This is a genomic window from Anaplasma marginale str. Florida (assembly GCF_000020305.1).
In the GTDB taxonomy this organism is placed as follows: Bacteria; Pseudomonadota; Alphaproteobacteria; order Rickettsiales; family Anaplasmataceae; genus Anaplasma; species Anaplasma marginale.
The window spans coordinates 1053608-1071692 of sequence record NC_012026.1; the positions used below are offsets into that span (position 1 = coordinate 1053608).

16 protein-coding genes are annotated in these 18085 nt (G+C 49.9%); 4 read left to right on the top strand and 12 right to left on the bottom strand.

Features of this window, described 5'->3' with window-relative positions:
- Window positions 1-495: 495 nt before the first annotated feature.
- The 9 genes from smpB to AMF_RS09455 all read right to left on the bottom strand — a co-directional run bounded on the left by smpB (window position 496) and on the right by AMF_RS09455 (window position 8284).
- A complete protein-coding gene (gene smpB, locus AMF_RS09410; RefSeq protein ID WP_010266209.1) occupies window positions 496-945 on the bottom strand; it encodes an SsrA-binding protein SmpB in 450 nt (149 codons plus the stop codon).
- 2 nt (window positions 946-947) lie between these two features.
- The gene (ribB, locus tag AMF_RS09415; protein ID WP_011114615.1) at window positions 948-1580 is read right to left on the bottom strand and encodes a 3,4-dihydroxy-2-butanone-4-phosphate synthase; all 633 of its coding nucleotides are present in this window, start codon (window positions 1578-1580) and stop codon (window positions 948-950) included.
- An 18-nt stretch (window positions 1581-1598) separates the two neighbouring features.
- Window positions 1599-2099 carry a transcription elongation factor GreA gene (greA, locus tag AMF_RS09420; RefSeq protein WP_029209753.1) on the bottom strand — a complete coding sequence of 167 codons (501 nt, stop codon included), beginning with the start codon at window positions 2097-2099 and terminating at the stop codon, window positions 1599-1601.
- 20 nt (window positions 2100-2119) lie between these two features.
- Complete coding sequence (gene atpA / locus AMF_RS09425; protein ID WP_010266218.1) at window positions 2120-3643, bottom strand: F0F1 ATP synthase subunit alpha; 1524 nt, start codon at window positions 3641-3643, stop codon at window positions 2120-2122.
- Window positions 3644-3662: 19 nt separating this feature from the next.
- Window positions 3663-4235 (bottom strand): ATP synthase F1 subunit delta, encoded by a 573-nt coding sequence (atpH, locus tag AMF_RS09430; RefSeq protein WP_010266221.1) that lies wholly within the window; start codon window positions 4233-4235, stop codon window positions 3663-3665.
- Window positions 4236-4810: 575 nt separating this feature from the next.
- Window positions 4811-5062 carry a DUF1467 family protein gene (locus AMF_RS09440; protein ID WP_010266228.1) on the bottom strand — a complete coding sequence of 84 codons (252 nt, stop codon included), beginning with the start codon at window positions 5060-5062 and terminating at the stop codon, window positions 4811-4813.
- 3 nt (window positions 5063-5065) lie between these two features.
- Window positions 5066-6304 carry a CDC27 family protein gene (locus tag AMF_RS09445; protein ID WP_010270875.1) on the bottom strand — a complete coding sequence of 413 codons (1239 nt, stop codon included), beginning with the start codon at window positions 6302-6304 and terminating at the stop codon, window positions 5066-5068.
- Entirely contained in the window at window positions 6301-6960 is a 660-nt protein-coding gene (locus AMF_RS09450; RefSeq protein ID WP_225349012.1) for a hypothetical protein, read from the bottom strand. Before AMF_RS09450 ends, AMF_RS09445 begins: the two co-directional genes overlap by 4 nt.
- Before the next feature lie 97 nt (window positions 6961-7057).
- A complete protein-coding gene (locus AMF_RS09455; RefSeq protein ID WP_012659118.1) occupies window positions 7058-8284 on the bottom strand; it encodes a lipoprotein-releasing ABC transporter permease subunit in 1227 nt (408 codons plus the stop codon).
- 186 nt (window positions 8285-8470) lie between these two features.
- Between AMF_RS09455 and holA the strand changes: the two genes are divergently transcribed.
- Window positions 8471-9613 (top strand): DNA polymerase III subunit delta, encoded by a 1143-nt coding sequence (gene holA / locus AMF_RS09460; RefSeq protein WP_012659119.1) that lies wholly within the window; start codon window positions 8471-8473, stop codon window positions 9611-9613.
- On the opposite strand, the gene gshA is transcribed toward holA, so the two are convergent.
- From gshA to guaA, 3 genes are all read right to left on the bottom strand, one after another.
- Window positions 9608-10822: a glutamate--cysteine ligase gene (gshA, locus tag AMF_RS09465; protein WP_010268758.1), complete on the bottom strand. Its 1215-nt coding sequence runs from the start codon at window positions 10820-10822 to the stop codon at window positions 9608-9610. The two genes, holA and gshA, sit on opposite strands and share 6 nt — an antisense overlap.
- A gap of 377 nt (window positions 10823-11199) precedes the next feature.
- Window positions 11200-12453, bottom strand: coding sequence for a citrate synthase (locus tag AMF_RS09470; protein ID WP_010266244.1), 1254 nt, complete (start codon window positions 12451-12453; stop codon window positions 11200-11202).
- 36 nt (window positions 12454-12489) lie between these two features.
- On the bottom strand, window positions 12490-14079 hold the full coding sequence (guaA, locus tag AMF_RS09475) for a glutamine-hydrolyzing GMP synthase (protein ID WP_012659121.1): 1590 nt from the start codon (window positions 14077-14079) through the stop codon (window positions 12490-12492).
- 478 nt (window positions 14080-14557) lie between these two features.
- On the opposite strand from guaA, the gene AMF_RS09480 reads away from it, so the two are divergent.
- The 3 genes from AMF_RS09480 (at window position 14558) to AMF_RS09490 (ending at window position 18083) form a co-directional block, all read left to right on the top strand.
- Window positions 14558-14953 (top strand): hypothetical protein, encoded by a 396-nt coding sequence (locus AMF_RS09480; protein ID WP_010268767.1) that lies wholly within the window; start codon window positions 14558-14560, stop codon window positions 14951-14953.
- A gap of 610 nt (window positions 14954-15563) precedes the next feature.
- A complete protein-coding gene (locus AMF_RS09485) occupies window positions 15564-16865 on the top strand; it encodes a pyruvate dehydrogenase complex dihydrolipoamide acetyltransferase (protein ID WP_012659122.1) in 1302 nt (433 codons plus the stop codon).
- 318 nt (window positions 16866-17183) lie between these two features.
- On the top strand, window positions 17184-18083 hold the full coding sequence (locus AMF_RS09490) for a class I fructose-bisphosphate aldolase (protein ID WP_010268772.1): 900 nt from the start codon (window positions 17184-17186) through the stop codon (window positions 18081-18083).
- Window positions 18084-18085: the final 2 nt, after the last annotated feature.

Sequence of the window (18085 nt, forward strand, 5' to 3'; positions counted from 1 at the left end):
CACTGATGTGCAATCTATGCGCGCTCCTTTCGGACTATGGCCCTGCACTTCTGCCGTAACATTGGCACCCACAGGCAGCAGTTAACCGCGTATCCCACACACCATGGGTCTAACCGAGTCCATAAGCTGAAGTGTGCCCTGCACTTCGAAGCTGCTATAACATTGGGCCCGAAGTTGCAATCTATGTGCGTTCCTTTTCGGACTATGGCCCTGCCAGTGTGCCACGACGCTGCTATAAAATCCCACCGTGAGCAGCCAAAAACTACACCCCACAACAAATAGGCCCTCTCGACCGGCCCGAAGTTGCAATCTATGTGCGTTCCTTTTTGGACTATTGCCCTGCAATGCAGCCGCTGGGAATTGACCGATTGAAACATCTACCAGTAGCGGATCAACTAAGCGCGAGTAACCAGACTCGTTACTCAAAGCAGGCATCTACAGCCATACGCGGCCCCATTGTTGTCCGAGCGCGCAATCACCCAACCACGGCGTATTCTAGACTTCCCTGCGGGATATTCTACTCTTCTCGCGCTGCCAGTCCCTGGTTTTTATAGCCTCGCGCTTATCGTATAGCTTTTTCCCCTTCACTATTGCAATTTTGATTTTTGCAATCCCCTTGTTATTGAAAAAGATCATCAGCGGCACCACAGCCAGACCCGACACTTTTATGTTGCCAGCAATTTTGTGGATCTCACGCTTGCGTAGTAGCAGCTTCCTCACACGCAACGGCTTATGATTTTTGCGGTCTGACCTGTTGTACTCGGAGATGTGTAGATTGTGTATCCACAGCTCCATGTCTTTTTCCAAGACGTAGGCGTCACCCATGTTTACTTTGCGCTGGCGCAGGGATTTCACCTCGCTCCCAACTAGCACCATCCCAGCGTCATACTCCTGTAGGACGAAATAGTCAAACCTCGCCTTGCGATTTTCCGCAACTATTTCCATTACTAGGAATTGCTTAGGTATTCCACAAGCCCCTTTATTGTGGTAACGCCAACATCATGCGCCTGAGCGAACGCAATGATCTCGGGCAGCCTGGACATGGTGCCATCAGGGTTCATAAGTTCACAGATAACCGCAGCGCTTGTCGCACCAGCAAGTTTGGCTATTTCCACGCTTGCCTCGGTGTGGCCCGCCCGCTTGGTAACCCCACCGCTATCGGCTATTATGGGAAACACATGCCCAGGAGTGACAATATCATCAGCAGTGCTATGCTCAGCAACTGCGGCTAGTATGGTCGTAGCACGATCATACGCAGACACCCCTGTGGTTATACCATACCTAGCATCTATAGATGTGGTAAAGGCTGTGCACCCGTCCTTTGCATTACGTCTGGGCATCAGCGCCAAGCCAAGCCTGTTCGCATGCTGCTCAGAAATTGCAAGGCATATAATGCCACTGCCATATCTTATCATCATGTTTATTGTAGCAACGCTGACTTTATCAGCAAGCACTACAAGATCACCCTCATTTTCTCTCTCCGCATCATCCAAAAGCACAAAAGCCTTGCCTTGGGAGGCGGCCTCGATAACCTCATCTATAGGAGCGAAAACCCCCGAAGCCAGTGGTTCAACATTCATACAAACCGACGCTCCACTTCACACAAATTCAATCTTCATAATTTGGTAGATCTTATAGTCGCCCCTAGGCGTTTTTACCTCAACACTATCCCCCTCTCTTCTGCCCAAAAGAGAGAGCACCAGCGGGGATTTTATGGAAATCATATTCTTCGATACATCCGCTTCATACTCACCAACAATCTGGTACTGCATCACACCTGTGGAGTCAGTCTGTTCGTCATACACTGATACCGTCACTGTAGCACCAAACATGACAGTATCCCCAGAAAGCTCAGATACATCTATCACTTCAGCCCTAGAACGCTTAGACTCAAGCTCCATTATTTTGCTCTCAACGAGCCCCTGTCTCTCACGCGCCGCATGATATTCAGCATTCTCAGAAAGGTCACCCAGCTCTCTAGCGTCTGATATAGACTTAATAATCTTAGGCCTTTCACTCTTGAGAGCCTCCAATTCCGCCTCTAACTTTTGGAATCCCCGCCTCGTGATCGGAAACCTGGTAGTCACGTAATCACTCATACAGCACCCATCCTCCACAGTCAAAAACTAGCAGCGAAACCCCTGATAACCTCCAAAAGCTTACCTTTTATATCATCAGCAATATCAGCTGACAAGGAAGACATAAGACCCCCATGCTCAGCACGAAGACGCTCCAGAAGGCCCCTTTCGAACTTACTAATCTCACTAACTGGAATGCCATTTACGCAGTCATCAGCGCCGGCAAGAACAACTGCAACCTGCTCTTCCACGGAAAGGGGTGAGTACTGCCCCTGTTTGAGTAGCTCCATAAACCTGCGCCCCTTTTCTAGCATAGCTTGAGAACTTGGGTCAAGATCGGAGCCAAACCTGGCAAAATCTTCCAACTCCCTGTACTGTGCCAGAGTGAGCTTCATAGAGCCAGCAACTTTCTTCACAGACTTAACTTGGGCTGCGGAACCGACGCGGGAAACGGATAAACCGACATTAATCGCGGGCCTGAACCCTTTGTGAAACAGTTCGGACTCTAGAAAGATCTGCCCATCGGTTATGGAAATCACATTGGTAGGTATGTAGGCAGACACGTCCCCAGCCTGTGTTTCGATGATGGGCAATGCAGTCAATGAGCCGCCACCCAGATCATCAGACAACTTTGCCGCTCTTTCCAAAAGCCGGGAGTGTATGTAAAACACATCACCAGGATACGCTTCCCTACCCGGAGGGCGCCGCAACAGCAGGGACATCTGCCTGTACGCAACGGCGTGTTTAGATAGATCATCATACACGATCAGGCAGTGCATGCCATTGTCCCGGAAAAATTCCCCCATGGCACACGCCGCATACGGAGCAAGATATTGTATTGATACCGGATCAGACGCACCAGCAGCCACCACTATTGTATAGTCCATGGCCCCTGTTTCCTTCAGTTTGTGCACCACCCTGGCAATGGAGGAATTCTTCTGGCCAATGGCAACATAAATGCAGTACATCCTGTTTTTCGCATCAGCCGTGTCGTTTGTTTTCTTCTGGTTGATGATGGTATCAAGCGCAATCGCAGTTTTGCCAGTTTTCCTATCACCGATAACAAGCTCACGCTGACCCCGACCAATGGGAATGAGCATGTCTACGGTTTTTATCCCAGTCTGCAAAGGCTCACATACAGGTTGCCTTGCCATTATGCCGGGCGCCTTCGCCTCCACTGGAAGCCTAGAATCAGCCACAATGGCATTGCCCCCATCCACTGGAGACCCAAGCGGATTTACCACTCTACCAAGCACAGACAGCCCTGCGGGCACGGTCATAAGTTCACCCGTACACTGCACAGAGTCCCCTTCGCGGATTTCTCTATCTTCCCCGAAAACCACAACGCTGCACGTATCACGCTCTAGCCCAGCGACTACGCCGCGCACTCCGGACGAGAAAGCCACAGTCTCACCAAATTTTACCCCACTCAGGCCATACACCAGGGCTATGCCGTCTTTTATAGCGACAACATCCCCAACACTACTGGTCTTAACTGGGCTGTCAAAACCCTCAATCCTCTCCTTTAGGATTTTGAGTATATCACCCGAGGACACAATGCTCATGTTTCACCATACCACAAAACTAGACACCGCAAACAACGCTCCTACTCACCCTTTCTAGCTCCCGCAAATGTCCAGCAAACGAGGCATCAATCACTAGAGAGTCCGCCTTCGCGATAAACCCACCAAGTATTGCAGGATCAACACGCTTAGTCACAGTTGCCGGCTCGCCATACTCTGACTTCACAATGCTCAATATCCTCTTCTCCTCGGCCGCAGACACCGGAGATGCTGTGGTTATTTCTAGCGCAAACTGGCCACGTGCGTGCATGAGCAGAACAAAAAACTCCTCAAACATGTCAGACAGCAGGCCAAACTTGCCGTCTTTGACAACCACACACACAAAACCCACCAGGGTGCGACTTAACTTACAGCTCTTGCCCAAAGCTTGCAACACCGCAATTTTGTTCTCTTTCGGAGTTACGGGATTCGCGAAAAACGCACGGACCTCGCCATCTGCAGTGAGTGCAGCACGCACTAGCTTGATCTCCTCGCAGATGCTGTCCGCGCTATCCACAACTATGTCTAACAAAGCACGTGCATAACAGTACGCAACGCGCCCATTCCCGTGTTTCCTCACAACATCCAAAAACAAAGAACATAGAACACCCGCCGTATTATTGCCTACACCGCACGCCCAGTCAAGTGGTTTCCCTGCAATACACCCACGCCAGAATACTGCTGTCCATGCTTTCAGTTACATGTGCGTTTTAGCATTCCAGCGTTATGAAATATACTAAAAATAGGCCCGCTGCAGCATAGTGCAGGGAAATATGCCCCACAGATTGAGGGGTCTTTTGCGCATTTTTTGCATTCCGCTATTGAACGCTGCACATTTCCACCTTTTGGCAGTGTAGCTGCCTTGCGCATGAGCCATAAACTGTTGAGCGCGGCAATGGTGCCGCATAGTTCGCGATTGGTACGCCTGTTTGCTCGTCAACATAAGCGCTTGCTCGCGCAAGCCGTACCGCGTCTTTGCTTTGAGTTCTGCACCGCTATATGTAACCCCACTCATGACAACACGCTACCCACACTTATAGCATCTTCAAACAGCAAGTGGCCGCTACCAGCGCGAGGAAGCCGACCAGCAGCACTGGCAAGCGCGTCTAATTTATCGGGGTAGGAGTATTTGCTGCAACCAACAGAATGGCAAAGTACTGTGCTGGACATTTATGGCACAAGATCATACAAAAAGCTAAGGTCTGCAAGATACCCAGCGTATTTCAAGTAGCAGTATAGGCCAGAGAATATTGCGGAAATTATGGTTACTATCAAAACTTTCACGCCCAAGTGAGCACGTTTGGGAGCGCTACTGGCAAAACCCGTCTGGGGTTGCGCGTCTACCTCAATGTTTATAGGCAGCGCAATGAAAATAGCAACCCACCAGGTGATGGTAAATACTAGCAGCGCCCCAGCAACCACCGTTTATCCCAACCATTGCACAGAATTGAATGCGTTGCAGGCCGAGCATTCATGGCTCCACTCGGGCAATACAGAACAACATTTTGTGCACCGCCATTGCATATTGGGTACGGAGTCTTTTTGCATTTTTGTGATCCAGTATACAACTTCGTCAATATTTCCTATGCGCGCCATGACGTCTGCCATGAGACAGTAAAGCTCAACATACTTGTACCTAGCAATGGCACGCTTAGCATGCTGCTCGGCTGCGTTGTACTGCTTAGCGTTCATATATCGCTTGACGGACAATATCATACTAACGTAGTGATCGGGATTTAAGCTACTGAGCCGCTCCGTTGCCGTGTCATAATCTTGTGACACTGCCAAGTACGCCGTCACTATTTCTGGGTGTGGCGTGGTTTTATAGCAGGCTTCCAATGCATCCCTAGCCTTTTGCGGGTTGCCCAATTTTTCGTGGGTCTTGGCTTTCAAAATGGCTGCATGCATGTCTGTTGCCCGCCCTACCAACTTGAGGCCTTCTTTATAGTCACCCCGCTGATAGCATGACCTAGCAAGCATTAGGCAAGCTATATCTGCCATTCTCTCGTGTTTGTAGGGAAGAACAATACCTCGCTTAGCTGCCAGCTTTACCTCCACCAGCACTGTATCCCAGTCTCCCTCTATGCGGGCAATTTCCAACCTAAACATTGCAGCCCAAGGTGCTCGGTGGAACACATCACACAACCTTCGCAACACCCTCAACTTGCAGTCTTTGCTTCGTTCGCCATTTAGCGACTCCACCAACCACAACCCCAGTCTCGCATCAGGCAAGCTGCTACCCTTGAGCAGAAGCAGCGGTTTTTCTGCCATTTCATACTGTCCGAGCCTAAACCATGCACATGTTTCCAACATCGCAAGAGAATAGCGATCAAGCGCACGAAGCTTCTCCACTGTATTCACAATTTGCTCGTGGTTCATGGCTCCGCCAAGGCTCAGTAGGGCATATCCCCTGCCCAAAGATTCGTACTGCCTGGCGACAGACTTACATTTGATTTTATACACAAGCAGCGCGCAGGCTAGGCATAATCGTAGTAAAGCAGCGAGCAGAAGCGCTAGAGCACACGCCATAAAAACTATAAACACGGTGTTCGCCTCTATGACGTATCCAGCAATTTCTATTTTGAGCACGAGCTCTTCGTAATTCTGTATAGCCAATCCAGCCGCCAGGGACGCTACTATGCAAATCAACAAATAGGTGATCATATTCCCTCTGGATTACTGTTAACACGCTCTATCAGCCGGTCATATATCGTGGACAAGCTCCTCTCGATCTCTAGTATGGATTCTAGATCTTGTACCCAAGATTTTATGCCGGGCACGGGGCTTAAAGCAGCATCGTTGGCCACATTTAAACAATCCTCCCAGGCGCCCTGGCGTGCCAGGCGCTCTAGGCGCTCAAATTCCCGCCACAGGGCTTCATTGCGATTTTCTATTGATATCCATTTTGACAGGTGTTTGCCAATTGGGCCAACCACAGTCGCACGTAACCTCTTGCGAAGATCAGATAAGTCCTCAACCAGGTCTCTATACCCCCTCCTTGGATTGAACCCCTCAACAACTTTGAAGTTGTCATCAATCTGCTGGTCACGCAATTCCGCAAGCATGGGCTTTACCGCGTAGACCGCATCATGAGACATTGCACCCAAGGCAAAGGCTCTGCGCAGGTCCGCCACCATGAGCAAAAGCCTGGCCAAACACTCCGTACGTACGCACCCATCTTTGTTTACCACAATGGTATTCTTGCGAGAGGCCAAGCTTTTTAGCTGCTGCACCTCTGATGACAAGCCAGACAATGCTGCGTTTGTGTGCGCATGGTCACTTACAAGTTTCTCAATGTTAACCGAGAAATTTAACAGCATTTCTCTACACTCTAGAACGAAATATGTAATTCCCCCCATACACAGAGACAGAATACAAAAAATTCCTATCCATCCACAATTTTCTGCCTTCATTTACTTACTCATATCTAAGAATATCAACCGGGTTTTGGCGCGCAGCCACAATCGCTGGAGGCACAGCAGCCAATAGTGAAGCGCTGAGAGATAGCATAACGACCCTTGCGATATCTCCAAACATCATCTCTGGTGATATCCCCTCCAGGCAGTACGCTATTGATTCAAAAAGTGTTCCGTGCCCAAAGGAACTGAAAAAGTTGTTTATGTTCTCAATGTTTGCGGAAAAAGCAACGCCTAAAATACATCCGAAACTGGTTCCCAATATCCCTATGAAAGCCCCACACATGCAGAAGATGCGCATAACTGCGTATCTGCTCACGCCCATTGTGCGCATTATAGCAATGGCACCTCTTTTGTCCCGCACAAGCACAGATATCCCTGAAATTATGTTAAAGGCCGCAACAATGACGATAAGGGCCAGGATAAAAAACATGGCGTCACGCTCCAATTCAAGGGCGCGGAAGTATTGCCCCTGTTGCACTTTCCAATCTTCCACTTTTAGGCTAGTTCTCCTTGCAATTTCAACGAGGGCCTCGGAAGATTTTGTCACATCCTCAAGAAATACCTCTATGTACTTTATCTTATTTGCATATCCAAAAAGCAATTGGGAATCCCGCAATGGAATGTACGCAAAAGCGCTGTCATATTCGTACACGCCTACATCAAAAATGCCGGTCACCTTGTATGTCTTCGTACGTGGCACAGCGCCAAAAATTGTCGGGGAAGTTTCCGGGGAAATGATAGTGATTTCATCACCATAATCAGCGCCAATGCTCTCTGCAAGCCTAAAACCTAAAACTATTCCTTCCTCAAGCATGTCTACATCACCCCTTACAACATATCCATGCAACTTGCGGTGTATATCACACATGTGCATACCGCGCACTACCGCGCCCATAATGTTGTTCTCGTATTTTAGCAGGGCTTGCCCTTCAATAACCGGTGCGGCAGAAACCACGTCCGGCACATGGTGAATCTCGGCAATGACATTTGGATAATCTGGGCGATTGCAATGGATGGTAATATGGCCGTTCATGCCCAAAATGCTGGATAGCAGCTTCGCAGAAAAGCCATTCATCACTGATGTGACTGATATTAGCGTTGCAACTCCTATGCAAATGCCCAAAATGGAAAGGACAGTTGCCGTAGAAAATAGGAACCGCCCCCCGTTAGATTGTATATACCTTCTGGCTAACAGCCATTCCAAGCCCATAACACCGCCGCTCACATGTAGGCCACATCTACAGCACGTATAGCACGCTTCTAGGGCAGTTACAATTTCTCCGGCGTGGTATTCCGCAGTTGCGCTGGGAATTGCAGCACGGAAAAATTAAATTAACAACTGAAAGATGTCTGTGCATGCAAAATACCACCCGGCTGCACGTGTTGTTGTCGGTGCGCTGCGGCTTTATCAATGCATGCAGCAACTAGACATCCATGCGATACCGCGTACACTAGAAATGCTGGGCAATGGGGTGCCCAGTCGCATTCCGCAAGCGGTATAACAGTGAAGATTACTCCATCAAAGTTGAGAGATTTTTTCAATAGTCCAGAAAGCTACGGGAGCGTGCTGCTTCACGGAAGTGATTACAGCAGGATGAGTATGTATACGCAGAAAATCCTGGATCGCATTAATCGCAATGGTGAATTTGTCATCCACAAAATGGAATTTCTCAGGGCCAATCGGGACCCGGAGCAGTTGCTGGTTAGTTTAATGACCGTTCCAATGTTCGGGCAAAAGCCTCTAGTCCTCCTCACTGATGCAAAAGACATGCTATCCGCAGACCTAAAAACCATCATGGCAGGCATTGATACGCAGCATTGTTACGTGATAATACAAGCCCGTGAGCTCTCGGGAGCTTCTACACTCAAGAGTTATTATAACAACCACAAAATATTCGCTGCCGTGGGTTGCTATAAAGAGGAGGACGTGGGCTTTATAGTGGCTGATTTTCTCGCAAAGCATGAGATATCCTACGAGCATAGCACGTTCAAACTGCTCTGCACCACGCTAAAACACAGTGCCGCCGGTATACAACCTGAGCTGGAAAAGTTATTGCTATATCTGGGTGAAAAAAAATCTCTGTCAACAGAAGACGTACAAAAAAGCCTGTCTACCGACGTAGACCCCGCGCTGGATGACATTTGCGTGGCAATAGCAGACGGTAATTTGGAAGATGTTTTGAAATGTGCGGATACTCTAATGCAGCATAGAATATCTCCAATACTGGCTATAAGGTCCAGCCTGAAGTATTTCATGCAACTTGAATATTTGCTGAGGGCAGCCCAGAATCAAGTAAGTATTGATAACGCCCTGAAGGCATTGCAGCCTCCAGTATTTTTTAGACTCATCCCTAAACTCAAGAGGAATGCTGCGTCGGTCTCGTATAGGACATTACAGGTAATATTGCGTAGGCTGTTAGAAGCAGAAATGCAATGTAAGCTTTCTGACGCAACTCAGGAAGTGGTTTTTAAATACCTAATGTGCTCGCTGGCCGCGTTTGTGAAACGTGCTGAGGGCAAGCAATTGCATCAATACGCGCACCATAGCCTATGACAACTGGTCTCTGCCATTTACGTAGGCACCTCCTATCTCTTCCGCCTCTATAGCTGCAGCTAGAATCGCAAGTTTGCCAACTGTCCGCCAAATGCGCTTTTTCTCCTCCGCGATGCCAGAGCCTACATCAGCAAACCCGCATCCGGGGGCGTTTAGGCTTTCAAACCTGCTCCTGGTAGAGTTATATCTGCACAGATAACACACGGGTTCTGCCCCCACACAATATAACAACGGCTCTGCTGCGTGGGTGCCAAATACCTCACTGGTTGGAACACCTTCTTGCAACACTACGCTCTCTACCGGGTTGTTTTCCTTAATCATGCGCATTTTGTTGCGATTTTTTTTGTTCATGTTGAGCACATCTTCCCCGCTGTATACCTCTATTACACCCATGCCATAGGTTCCATTGTCAGCCTTGATAAAAACATGCGGAGTGCAATCCAACCCGTAGAAGCGAAATTTTTCTCCAATTTTGGATATCAAATCTTCAACGCCACTGGCAACATCATCGATACCCTTCCTGCTAACAAAATCCACATCCTGACAGTGCGCAAAAAGTGTGCAGACCCCCCATTTATCTATTCCAAATTCCGTGCAGAACTTTTCCGCCACTTCGCTGTATATGCCAAAGTATCTAGACTTACGCCTGTTAAACCACCCCAAATGCAGCGGAGGTATCATGCGCTGCGTTAAGATGCCATCAAGCACGCCCGGAATACCGCTGGTAAGATCGTTGTTTAGTATGATGAGGTCCGGCACAAATCCAGAGGTTGTACTCACCTCCCCCCCACAATTCACCAGAGCCTTGACGTCCAGCGTGGCACCCGTGGATGATACCGCGCTCATGTCTTCGGTAATGCCGCAGGCACCCACCTCAAGCTGAAATCCTGATGCACCCAATATGTCTTTAAGTGCCATAACGCTATCAACGTACTTCTTATTCCTGGTATGGCTTTCAACCACAATCAGCACTTTAGATCCAAGATACTGAGATAGGTGCTCCAAAAAGGCAGACTCCGCTCTCTGTCTTGCATCCACACCAAAGTTGTTGTACCCTGCCGGGAAGAAGTTAACGTCAACCGGAGCTATTTTGTATCCTGAGCTGCGGACGTCTACAGAGGTGCTCAGAACCGCAGGGTATCTGGAAAACCAGTCAGCAAACCAGTCTTCAACTGCCGCTGCACGACGCTCGAGCACGTCCTCAAGCATCTTGACGCATGTCAAAACAGAACCTTAAAAACCAAAGAACTAGCTAGGATTATACCCGCCTTTGTGCCCGTCAACTACCCAATTTTATTACTTAAAAGCCCTAAAACCGCCACAGAACGCAGAACGTGCTCACTGCACGCCTAGCACGTTGTATGTAGAATATCGGCCACACCACTCGCGGTTAAGTCGCACGCCGCAACAACCACAAGCAGGTAACCACAGAACCGGCGCATATGGCCACTACATGTGTAATCGGCCTTGGTTCAGACCTGAAATGCCGTGACGGCAATGTCTAACAAAAAATGGCCGCCAGCGCATTTCCGTACCTACGTCACGTGCCAAACATTGCTTGCACATCGCTCAATAAACTTCGCGCGCTACTCTGCGTTCATCTTGCCGGTATAAAGTTGGCGTGGGCGGCATATCTTGCTACCCTCGTGCTGTTTATCCAACATTTCATACCATTGGGCAGACCATCCGGTAGTCCTCGCCAGAGCAAAAAACGCGGTAAACATGTTCACTGGCACCCCGGCTGCCTTTAGTACAATACCGGAGTAAAAGTCAACATTGGGGTACAGTGAGCGTTTGACAAAATATTCGTCTTCCAGAGCCGCTTTTTCCAGCGCAGTCGCCACATCAAGTAGTGGGTCATCCGCGCCCAATCCACTCAGCGTTTCTTTGCATATATCCCGGATGATGCGGGCTCTTGGATCGTAGTTCTTGTAGACCCTGTGGCCAAAACCCATGAGCCTCACTCCGCTTTCTTTCTCTTTTACCTTCTCAATGAACTCACCAACTCGCTCAGGGCGACCAATTTCCTCAAGCATTTTTACAACTGCTTCGTTCGCACCACCATGAGCTGGGCCCCACAAGGTTGCTGCGCCTGCGCTCAGGCACGCAAACAGGTTAGCCCCGGCAGAGCCGGTTGCCCTTACCGTAGCAGTAGAAGCATTCTGTTCGTGGTCTGCATGCATTATGAAGATCGCCTCCAGCGCCTTGCAGATAATGCTTTTGCGCGTCTCATGCAAGTCACCAAACATCATGTGCACGAAGTTTTGTACGTACCCTAGGCTCGGATCTGCCTCTATAAGCGGCGCGCCAGAAGTGTGCCTGTAAATGCTTGCAACAATGCCCGGCACTTGCGATATAGCCACAATCGCGCTGCGCAGTGGATCTAAAGAATTGGCACCGTGATAGTGGGCAGCAAGAGCTGCAAAGCTTGCAATTAATATGGCCATTGGGTGGGCATCACGTGGCAATGCTCGAATTACGTCTAAAACTTGTGTGCGTACATTGCACTCCCTGCTTACAGTAGCGACAAAGTCAGCGAGCTCGCGCCCTTGCGGCATAGTCCCATACAACAGTAGGTAGGCAATGCTACAAAATCCGCCGTCTGCCATGGTAAGGTCAGCTATATCATACCCCCTGTAACGCAGAATGCCTTCATCGCCGTCTATGAACGTTATTTCGGATTTACACGCAGCAGTGGACATGAATCCAGGATCATAAGTAAGGATTTTGGAATCTTTGTAGAGGCTAGTCGTGTCAACAGCTAGTGTACCATCGCTGCCATGCATAACGGGCAAGCTTATTTTGCAATCTCCGCACTCTAAAATCGCTTTTTCTACCATACCACTCCCCACCCCGGACAACAAACTCACCAGACATTACTCCCACTCAATCGTTGCTGGGGGCTTTGAGGTCATATCGTACACAACCCTATTCACCCCCTGCAGATTGCTTACAATAGCCCTACTAACTTTTTGTAAAAACGCAAGAAACTCCAACTTCCTTTCATCGGTTTCACCGAAGGGAAAGCAGTCTGCAGTCATGCCATCACTCGAGGTGACTGCCCTGAGTGCACACACATACCCGTAGGTTCTGCCATCACCCATCACACCAACGGTACGCACGGGCACCAAAACCGCAAACGCTTGCCATATGTGGTCATACAACCCACTATCACGCATCATATCTATGTAGATGTTGTCTATTTCTCGCAGCAACTCAACCCGCTCTGCTGTAACCTCTCCCATAATCCTAACCGCTAACCCCGGACCCGGAAACGGGTGCCTATCGAGTATCGCAGATGGCAAGCCAAGCTCTTTGCCCAGTAACCGTACTTCATCTTTAAACAGGTGCCGAAGCGGCTCCACGAGCGACAAGTTCATGATTTCAGGAAGCCCACCGACATTGTGATGTGATTTAATTTTTGTTCCAGATTCTCCTACGCCAGACTCTATAACGTCTGGGTATATAGTCCCCTGCATTAGGAATTTGATATCGCCTAGGCTCTTAGCTTCTTGCTCGAACACCTCAATGAATGTCTCGCCGATGATCTTACGCTTTACCTCTGGATCTTGCACACCAGCGAGACGTTGCATGAATAGGGCGCTTTTGTCCAGAACGTTAACATGCATGTTGAGCTTGCCCACGAAAAGGTCTCGCACCACGCTAGCCTCGCCTTTGCGCAGCAGGCCAGTATCAACAAATACGCAAACCAGCCTTTCCCCTATTGCCTTGTGAACCAACACTGATGCCACGCTGGAATCAACTCCGCCACTGATCGCTGCCACCACGCGTCCACCGTCAGTAGCAGACTTTATGGCGCCAATTTGGGTATGAAGGAATGACCCCATAGTCCAGTCTCTGGTGCAGCCTGCAATCTTTAAGAAGTTGTCTAGCATTTCACGCCCACCCGGGGTGTGAGCCACCTCTGGGTGAAACTGCACACCATAAATTTTGCGCTCATCATTACACATAAACGCTACAGCCCCGGTATCCGCGCTGCGCGCCACCACCCTAAAACCCTGCGGCACCTCACCAACTATGCTATCAGAGTGGCTCATCCACACGTCTACCTTGCTGCCCAATGACCACACCCCTTCAGTGATAGACGAGGGCTCAATGACGTCTAACCAAGCTCTGCCAAATTCCCTGGCTACACTCTGTGCCACGTCAGCCCCAAAATAGTGGGCCAGCATTTGAAAACCGTAGCATATACCCAGCACAGGTACGCCTTTTTGGAGATTGAGATTCAGCACGTCTGACACTGCATTGGGAACGCCATGCAACTGCTGAACCGAATTTGGGCCTCCGGAGAGAATAAAGGCATCAATTTTGATTCCGCGGCTGGCCATAGCCTGAAAATCTGTACTGGGAGGAAATACTTCACTGTACACACCCAGCTCCCTAACCCTTCTGGCTATAAGCTGGGTTACTTGGGAACCAAAGTCGACTATGGCAACGGTAGACATCCAACGCCCCTGATTGCGTGTTGTTATAGCACCGGAAACTCGCGGTCCATGTATACTTGCCGAACACCGCGGTGTAAAGTTTTATTAGGCGTTTACAAGTCGGGTGAAGGCTCCAATTACGCCTTAGGCGCGTCCACTCCGAAGGATGCAAGCCCCGTAATGCCGCACCCACAACCATAAATGCTGCTCAAAGCAGTCATCAAGCCTAGCGCACCAACACTGCGCTGATGGTATTGGTGCCTTCGGAAAGTTGCAGTTGGCACCTCGGCTACCGCGAAAATTTTATATGGTGTGTAGGGTGCTTTTGAGTCATAGTAAGTACGCCTGCGTACCGCGCAAACATGCACTCAGATCATATTAAACCTGAGAGACTAATTTGCGTGGGTGCACTGGGCGCGCGTTTTGTGCAGAAGTTATAAATTTTTTAATAAATTTTGCATATCATTCTTGCCGATAGACAATGTTAGGGTAGTTTAGTATGAGTGCAGGGCCCCAGAACCATAGTCGCACCGCTGTCACCGCTCAAAGGAGCCAATCGCAGCACGCGCGCAACCAGGGCACAGGCTCTAACGAAGCCAAGAAGAACCAGGTGAACCAAAAAGACTTCGCTCTATCAAACGAAGAGATCGATCACGTTATAAGGTGCATGGAGCAGGAGTATGGCAGCCAAATGAGTGATCGGATGCGGCAGACAATGAAAAAGGAAATCTCCTCTGCTGTACCAGAACTAACCAAGGTGCTAGTGCCCATAGTGGCATCCGCAGCTCAGAACGGTGGTCGTCCTGCAGGATCTCACGAAGATTTGATCAAGACTTTCATGCAGATCATGCTGCCGCACATGCGCAGAATTATGAACGCTGCAACAGAATACTAGGAACCGGCAGCCGGTTGTTACGTATTACGTGTATTGTCTCGCTCAGGCGTCCGCACAGGGTGGGGCAAACAGCCGGTCGGTACGCGGTAGTTGCGTGCACACAGCACGGAATAACAGCGCCGGATGCCGCCATGCGCGCAGATTAGTTGAGATACCCGCAGGGCTATTGCACTGCAACACTCTCCAGCAGAGTGGCCGACATAAGCCAGACACACAATCCTCTTACTACGTGCTCTGCGGGTTTTCCTGGGGCCTCGTCTAAGAGACAGGGGCCCCGAGGACAGCACTTCCTTTTGCGTCTTGCCATAAGGTTCCGCACGTTGGGTTGCCTGTTGGGCGCCCCTCCGAGCATTGGCGAACATGTATAGTGGCGGCCCTCAACCGTTGCCGCAGGAACAGCAAGCCGGACGTGGCCAGCGCGCAAAACTAAACGCACAGAGAGGCTTGGTTGCGTCACTGCGTGCAAGGGCAGCATCTCCCCATCAAAGCGTATTTAATACTTTACACATGCTCGGGTGTCACCCACTCTCAGTGACCAATTGGATTGACACTGGCATTTCGATACTGTAAACGATAGTCCTGCTTCTAGGATTTCTGTCCGGGTTATCGTATGCCAGTTAGAGTATTAATGCCAGCGCTCTCTCCAACTATGAAGAGCGGCATTGTAGCTAGGTGGCACAAGAAGGAGGGGGATTCCGTCAAGCCTGGCGATGTCATCGCAGACATAGAAACAGACAAGGCTGTGATGGAGTTCGAGTATGTGGACGAGCCAGGAGTTCTGTACAAGATTCTCACGCAGGAAGGCACGAGGGATGTGCCGGTAAATCAGGTAATAGCCGTAGTGCGGGTGGGAGATGAAGACGTAGCGTCCGTTGAGGCTCTGTGCAATGTTGCACACGACGCGGATGCGAAGGGCTCAGCAGCAGATTCGCAGGGCACCGCCGCTGTAGCGGCACCGGCTAGCCCTAGCGTAGCCACCAACACAGAAAAACCGTCGCAACCCCAGCCTGAGCGTCAACGGCCGGAAAGAGGGGTGGCATATCCGATACCCGATTTTGCCGAAGAGCGCAAAATTAAGGCAACACCACTTGCCAAAAAGCTCGCTTCCAGACTTTCAGTAGACATTACTAAGGTCGCGGGTACCGGCCCGTACGGCAGGGTGGTTAAGGCTGATGTTTTAGATGCAGCAGCAGGTGGTGGCTTTCCCAGCACAACAGGGGCAGCGGGAGGTGATGTCGTAGAGGTCAGCAGCATGCGCAGGGTGATAGCTGACCGGTTGTTGGAATCAAAATTGACGGTACCGCATTTTTACCTTGCGGTAGACTGCATGGTTGGGGAACTTTTGAAACTTAGGGTTGAGATAAACGACAGCTGCGCTGATAGGGGCACCAAAATTACAGTGAACGATTTTGTGCTCAAAGCGGTGGCGCTGGCAATGCGGGAATTCCCTGAGATCAATTCCTCGTGGGAGGGTGACCGGATAAGGTACCACAGAGACATAAATATATCGTTTGCAGTCTCAATAGACGGGGGGTTGATAACTCCGGTTGTCGAAAATGTCGATGCAAAGTCACTGTCAGAAATATCTGACATCACAAAAAGTCTGGTCACCAGAGCCAAAGAGAGGAAATTGCAGCCTCACGAATTTCAGGGAGGTGGGTTCACCGTGTCTAACTTGGGAATGTTCGGGGTGCGCGAATTCTACGCAATCATAAACCCTCCTCAATCTTGCATTATGGCTGTGGGGCAGTCAGAAAAGCGTGCGGTTGTCGTGGATGGGTGCGTTGTACCCGCAGACGTTATGACTGTTACACTGTCTGTGGATCACAGATCAGTAGATGGAGTGCTGGCAACAAAGTTCTTGAACAGATTCAAGTTTTACATCGAGAACCCGTTGCTGATGTTGGTGTAGGCACGAGCGGTATCCGGCCCGTAGCAGCGTCACCCTGCGCGTAGGGTATGTGAAGCGTGCTGTCGCTGCCCCCCGATATTCAGCCAGCTGGGCGTTCGCCGACACGTATTCAGTGGCCATACTGTGTAACATATGCCGCGTCAATTCTGTAATGGGCTACAGCACGAGATGGTTGGGGTGCATCCAGAACATCTGTGCGCAGGCACTCCCAGATTTAGTTTGAAATTGGGTATCCCCATCGTATAATGGTGGATCACCCAATTCGGGAGCACTAGCATCGCGGCGGGTGTTGCTGCTTTGTGCGGTTTTGGTGGCATCATGAGTTTTAGCGAGCAAGTCAGACATATCCTCAGTTGTTATGATGGCGAGAACCCTGGAGTTCTTACAAATCTTGCTAGGATGTTGCTGCATGGAAGGCTCGCAAACACTGGTAGGCTGCTCATACTACCCGTAGACCAGGGGTTTGAGCACGGCCCTGTTAGGAGTTTCGAAGCCAATCCTGACGCGTGTGATCCGCACTATCACTTCAGGCTTGCCCTCAATTGCGGGTTTAGCGCATACGCGGCTCCCTTGGGGATGCTGGAGTGCGGGGCCTGCGCCTATGCGGGCATGCTTCCTTTAATACTCAAGCTCAACAGCTCTACTGCATTATTTCCCAAGGGGTCCCCACCGAACCAAACGGTCACGGCCTCAGTGAAAGATGCCCTACGTTTGGGGTGCGTCGCTGTAGGGCTCACTATCTACCCTGGGTCAGAGTCATTTTTGTCTATGGTGGGTGAGGCCAGGGAATTGATTAGAGAAGCCAAATCTTGCGGGCTCGCAGTGGTAGTATGGTCATATCCACGTGGTGGAGACCTGTCTAAGAAGGGGGAGACCGCTATAGACATTGTGTCATATGCTGCGCACATCGCGGCGTCCATAGGGGCAAATATTATCAAGGTGAAACTACCTACAAACCACATTGAGCGCGATAGCATAAATTGTGACATACTGTCGCTTGCGCAGAGAGTTGCTTATGTCAAGAGGGCTTGCTTCGCCGGTAGGAGAATGGTAGTATTCTCGGGTGGTAGCGCGAAGAGCGATGATGAGTTGCTTAAGGAAGTCGAGGCCGTTAGGGCCGGAGGCGGAGACGGCTCCATAATAGGCAGGAACTCTTTTCAAAGAACAGAAAGAGATGCTGCGTCGTTGATGCGTAGCATTGCGGAGATTTACAGCTAGGT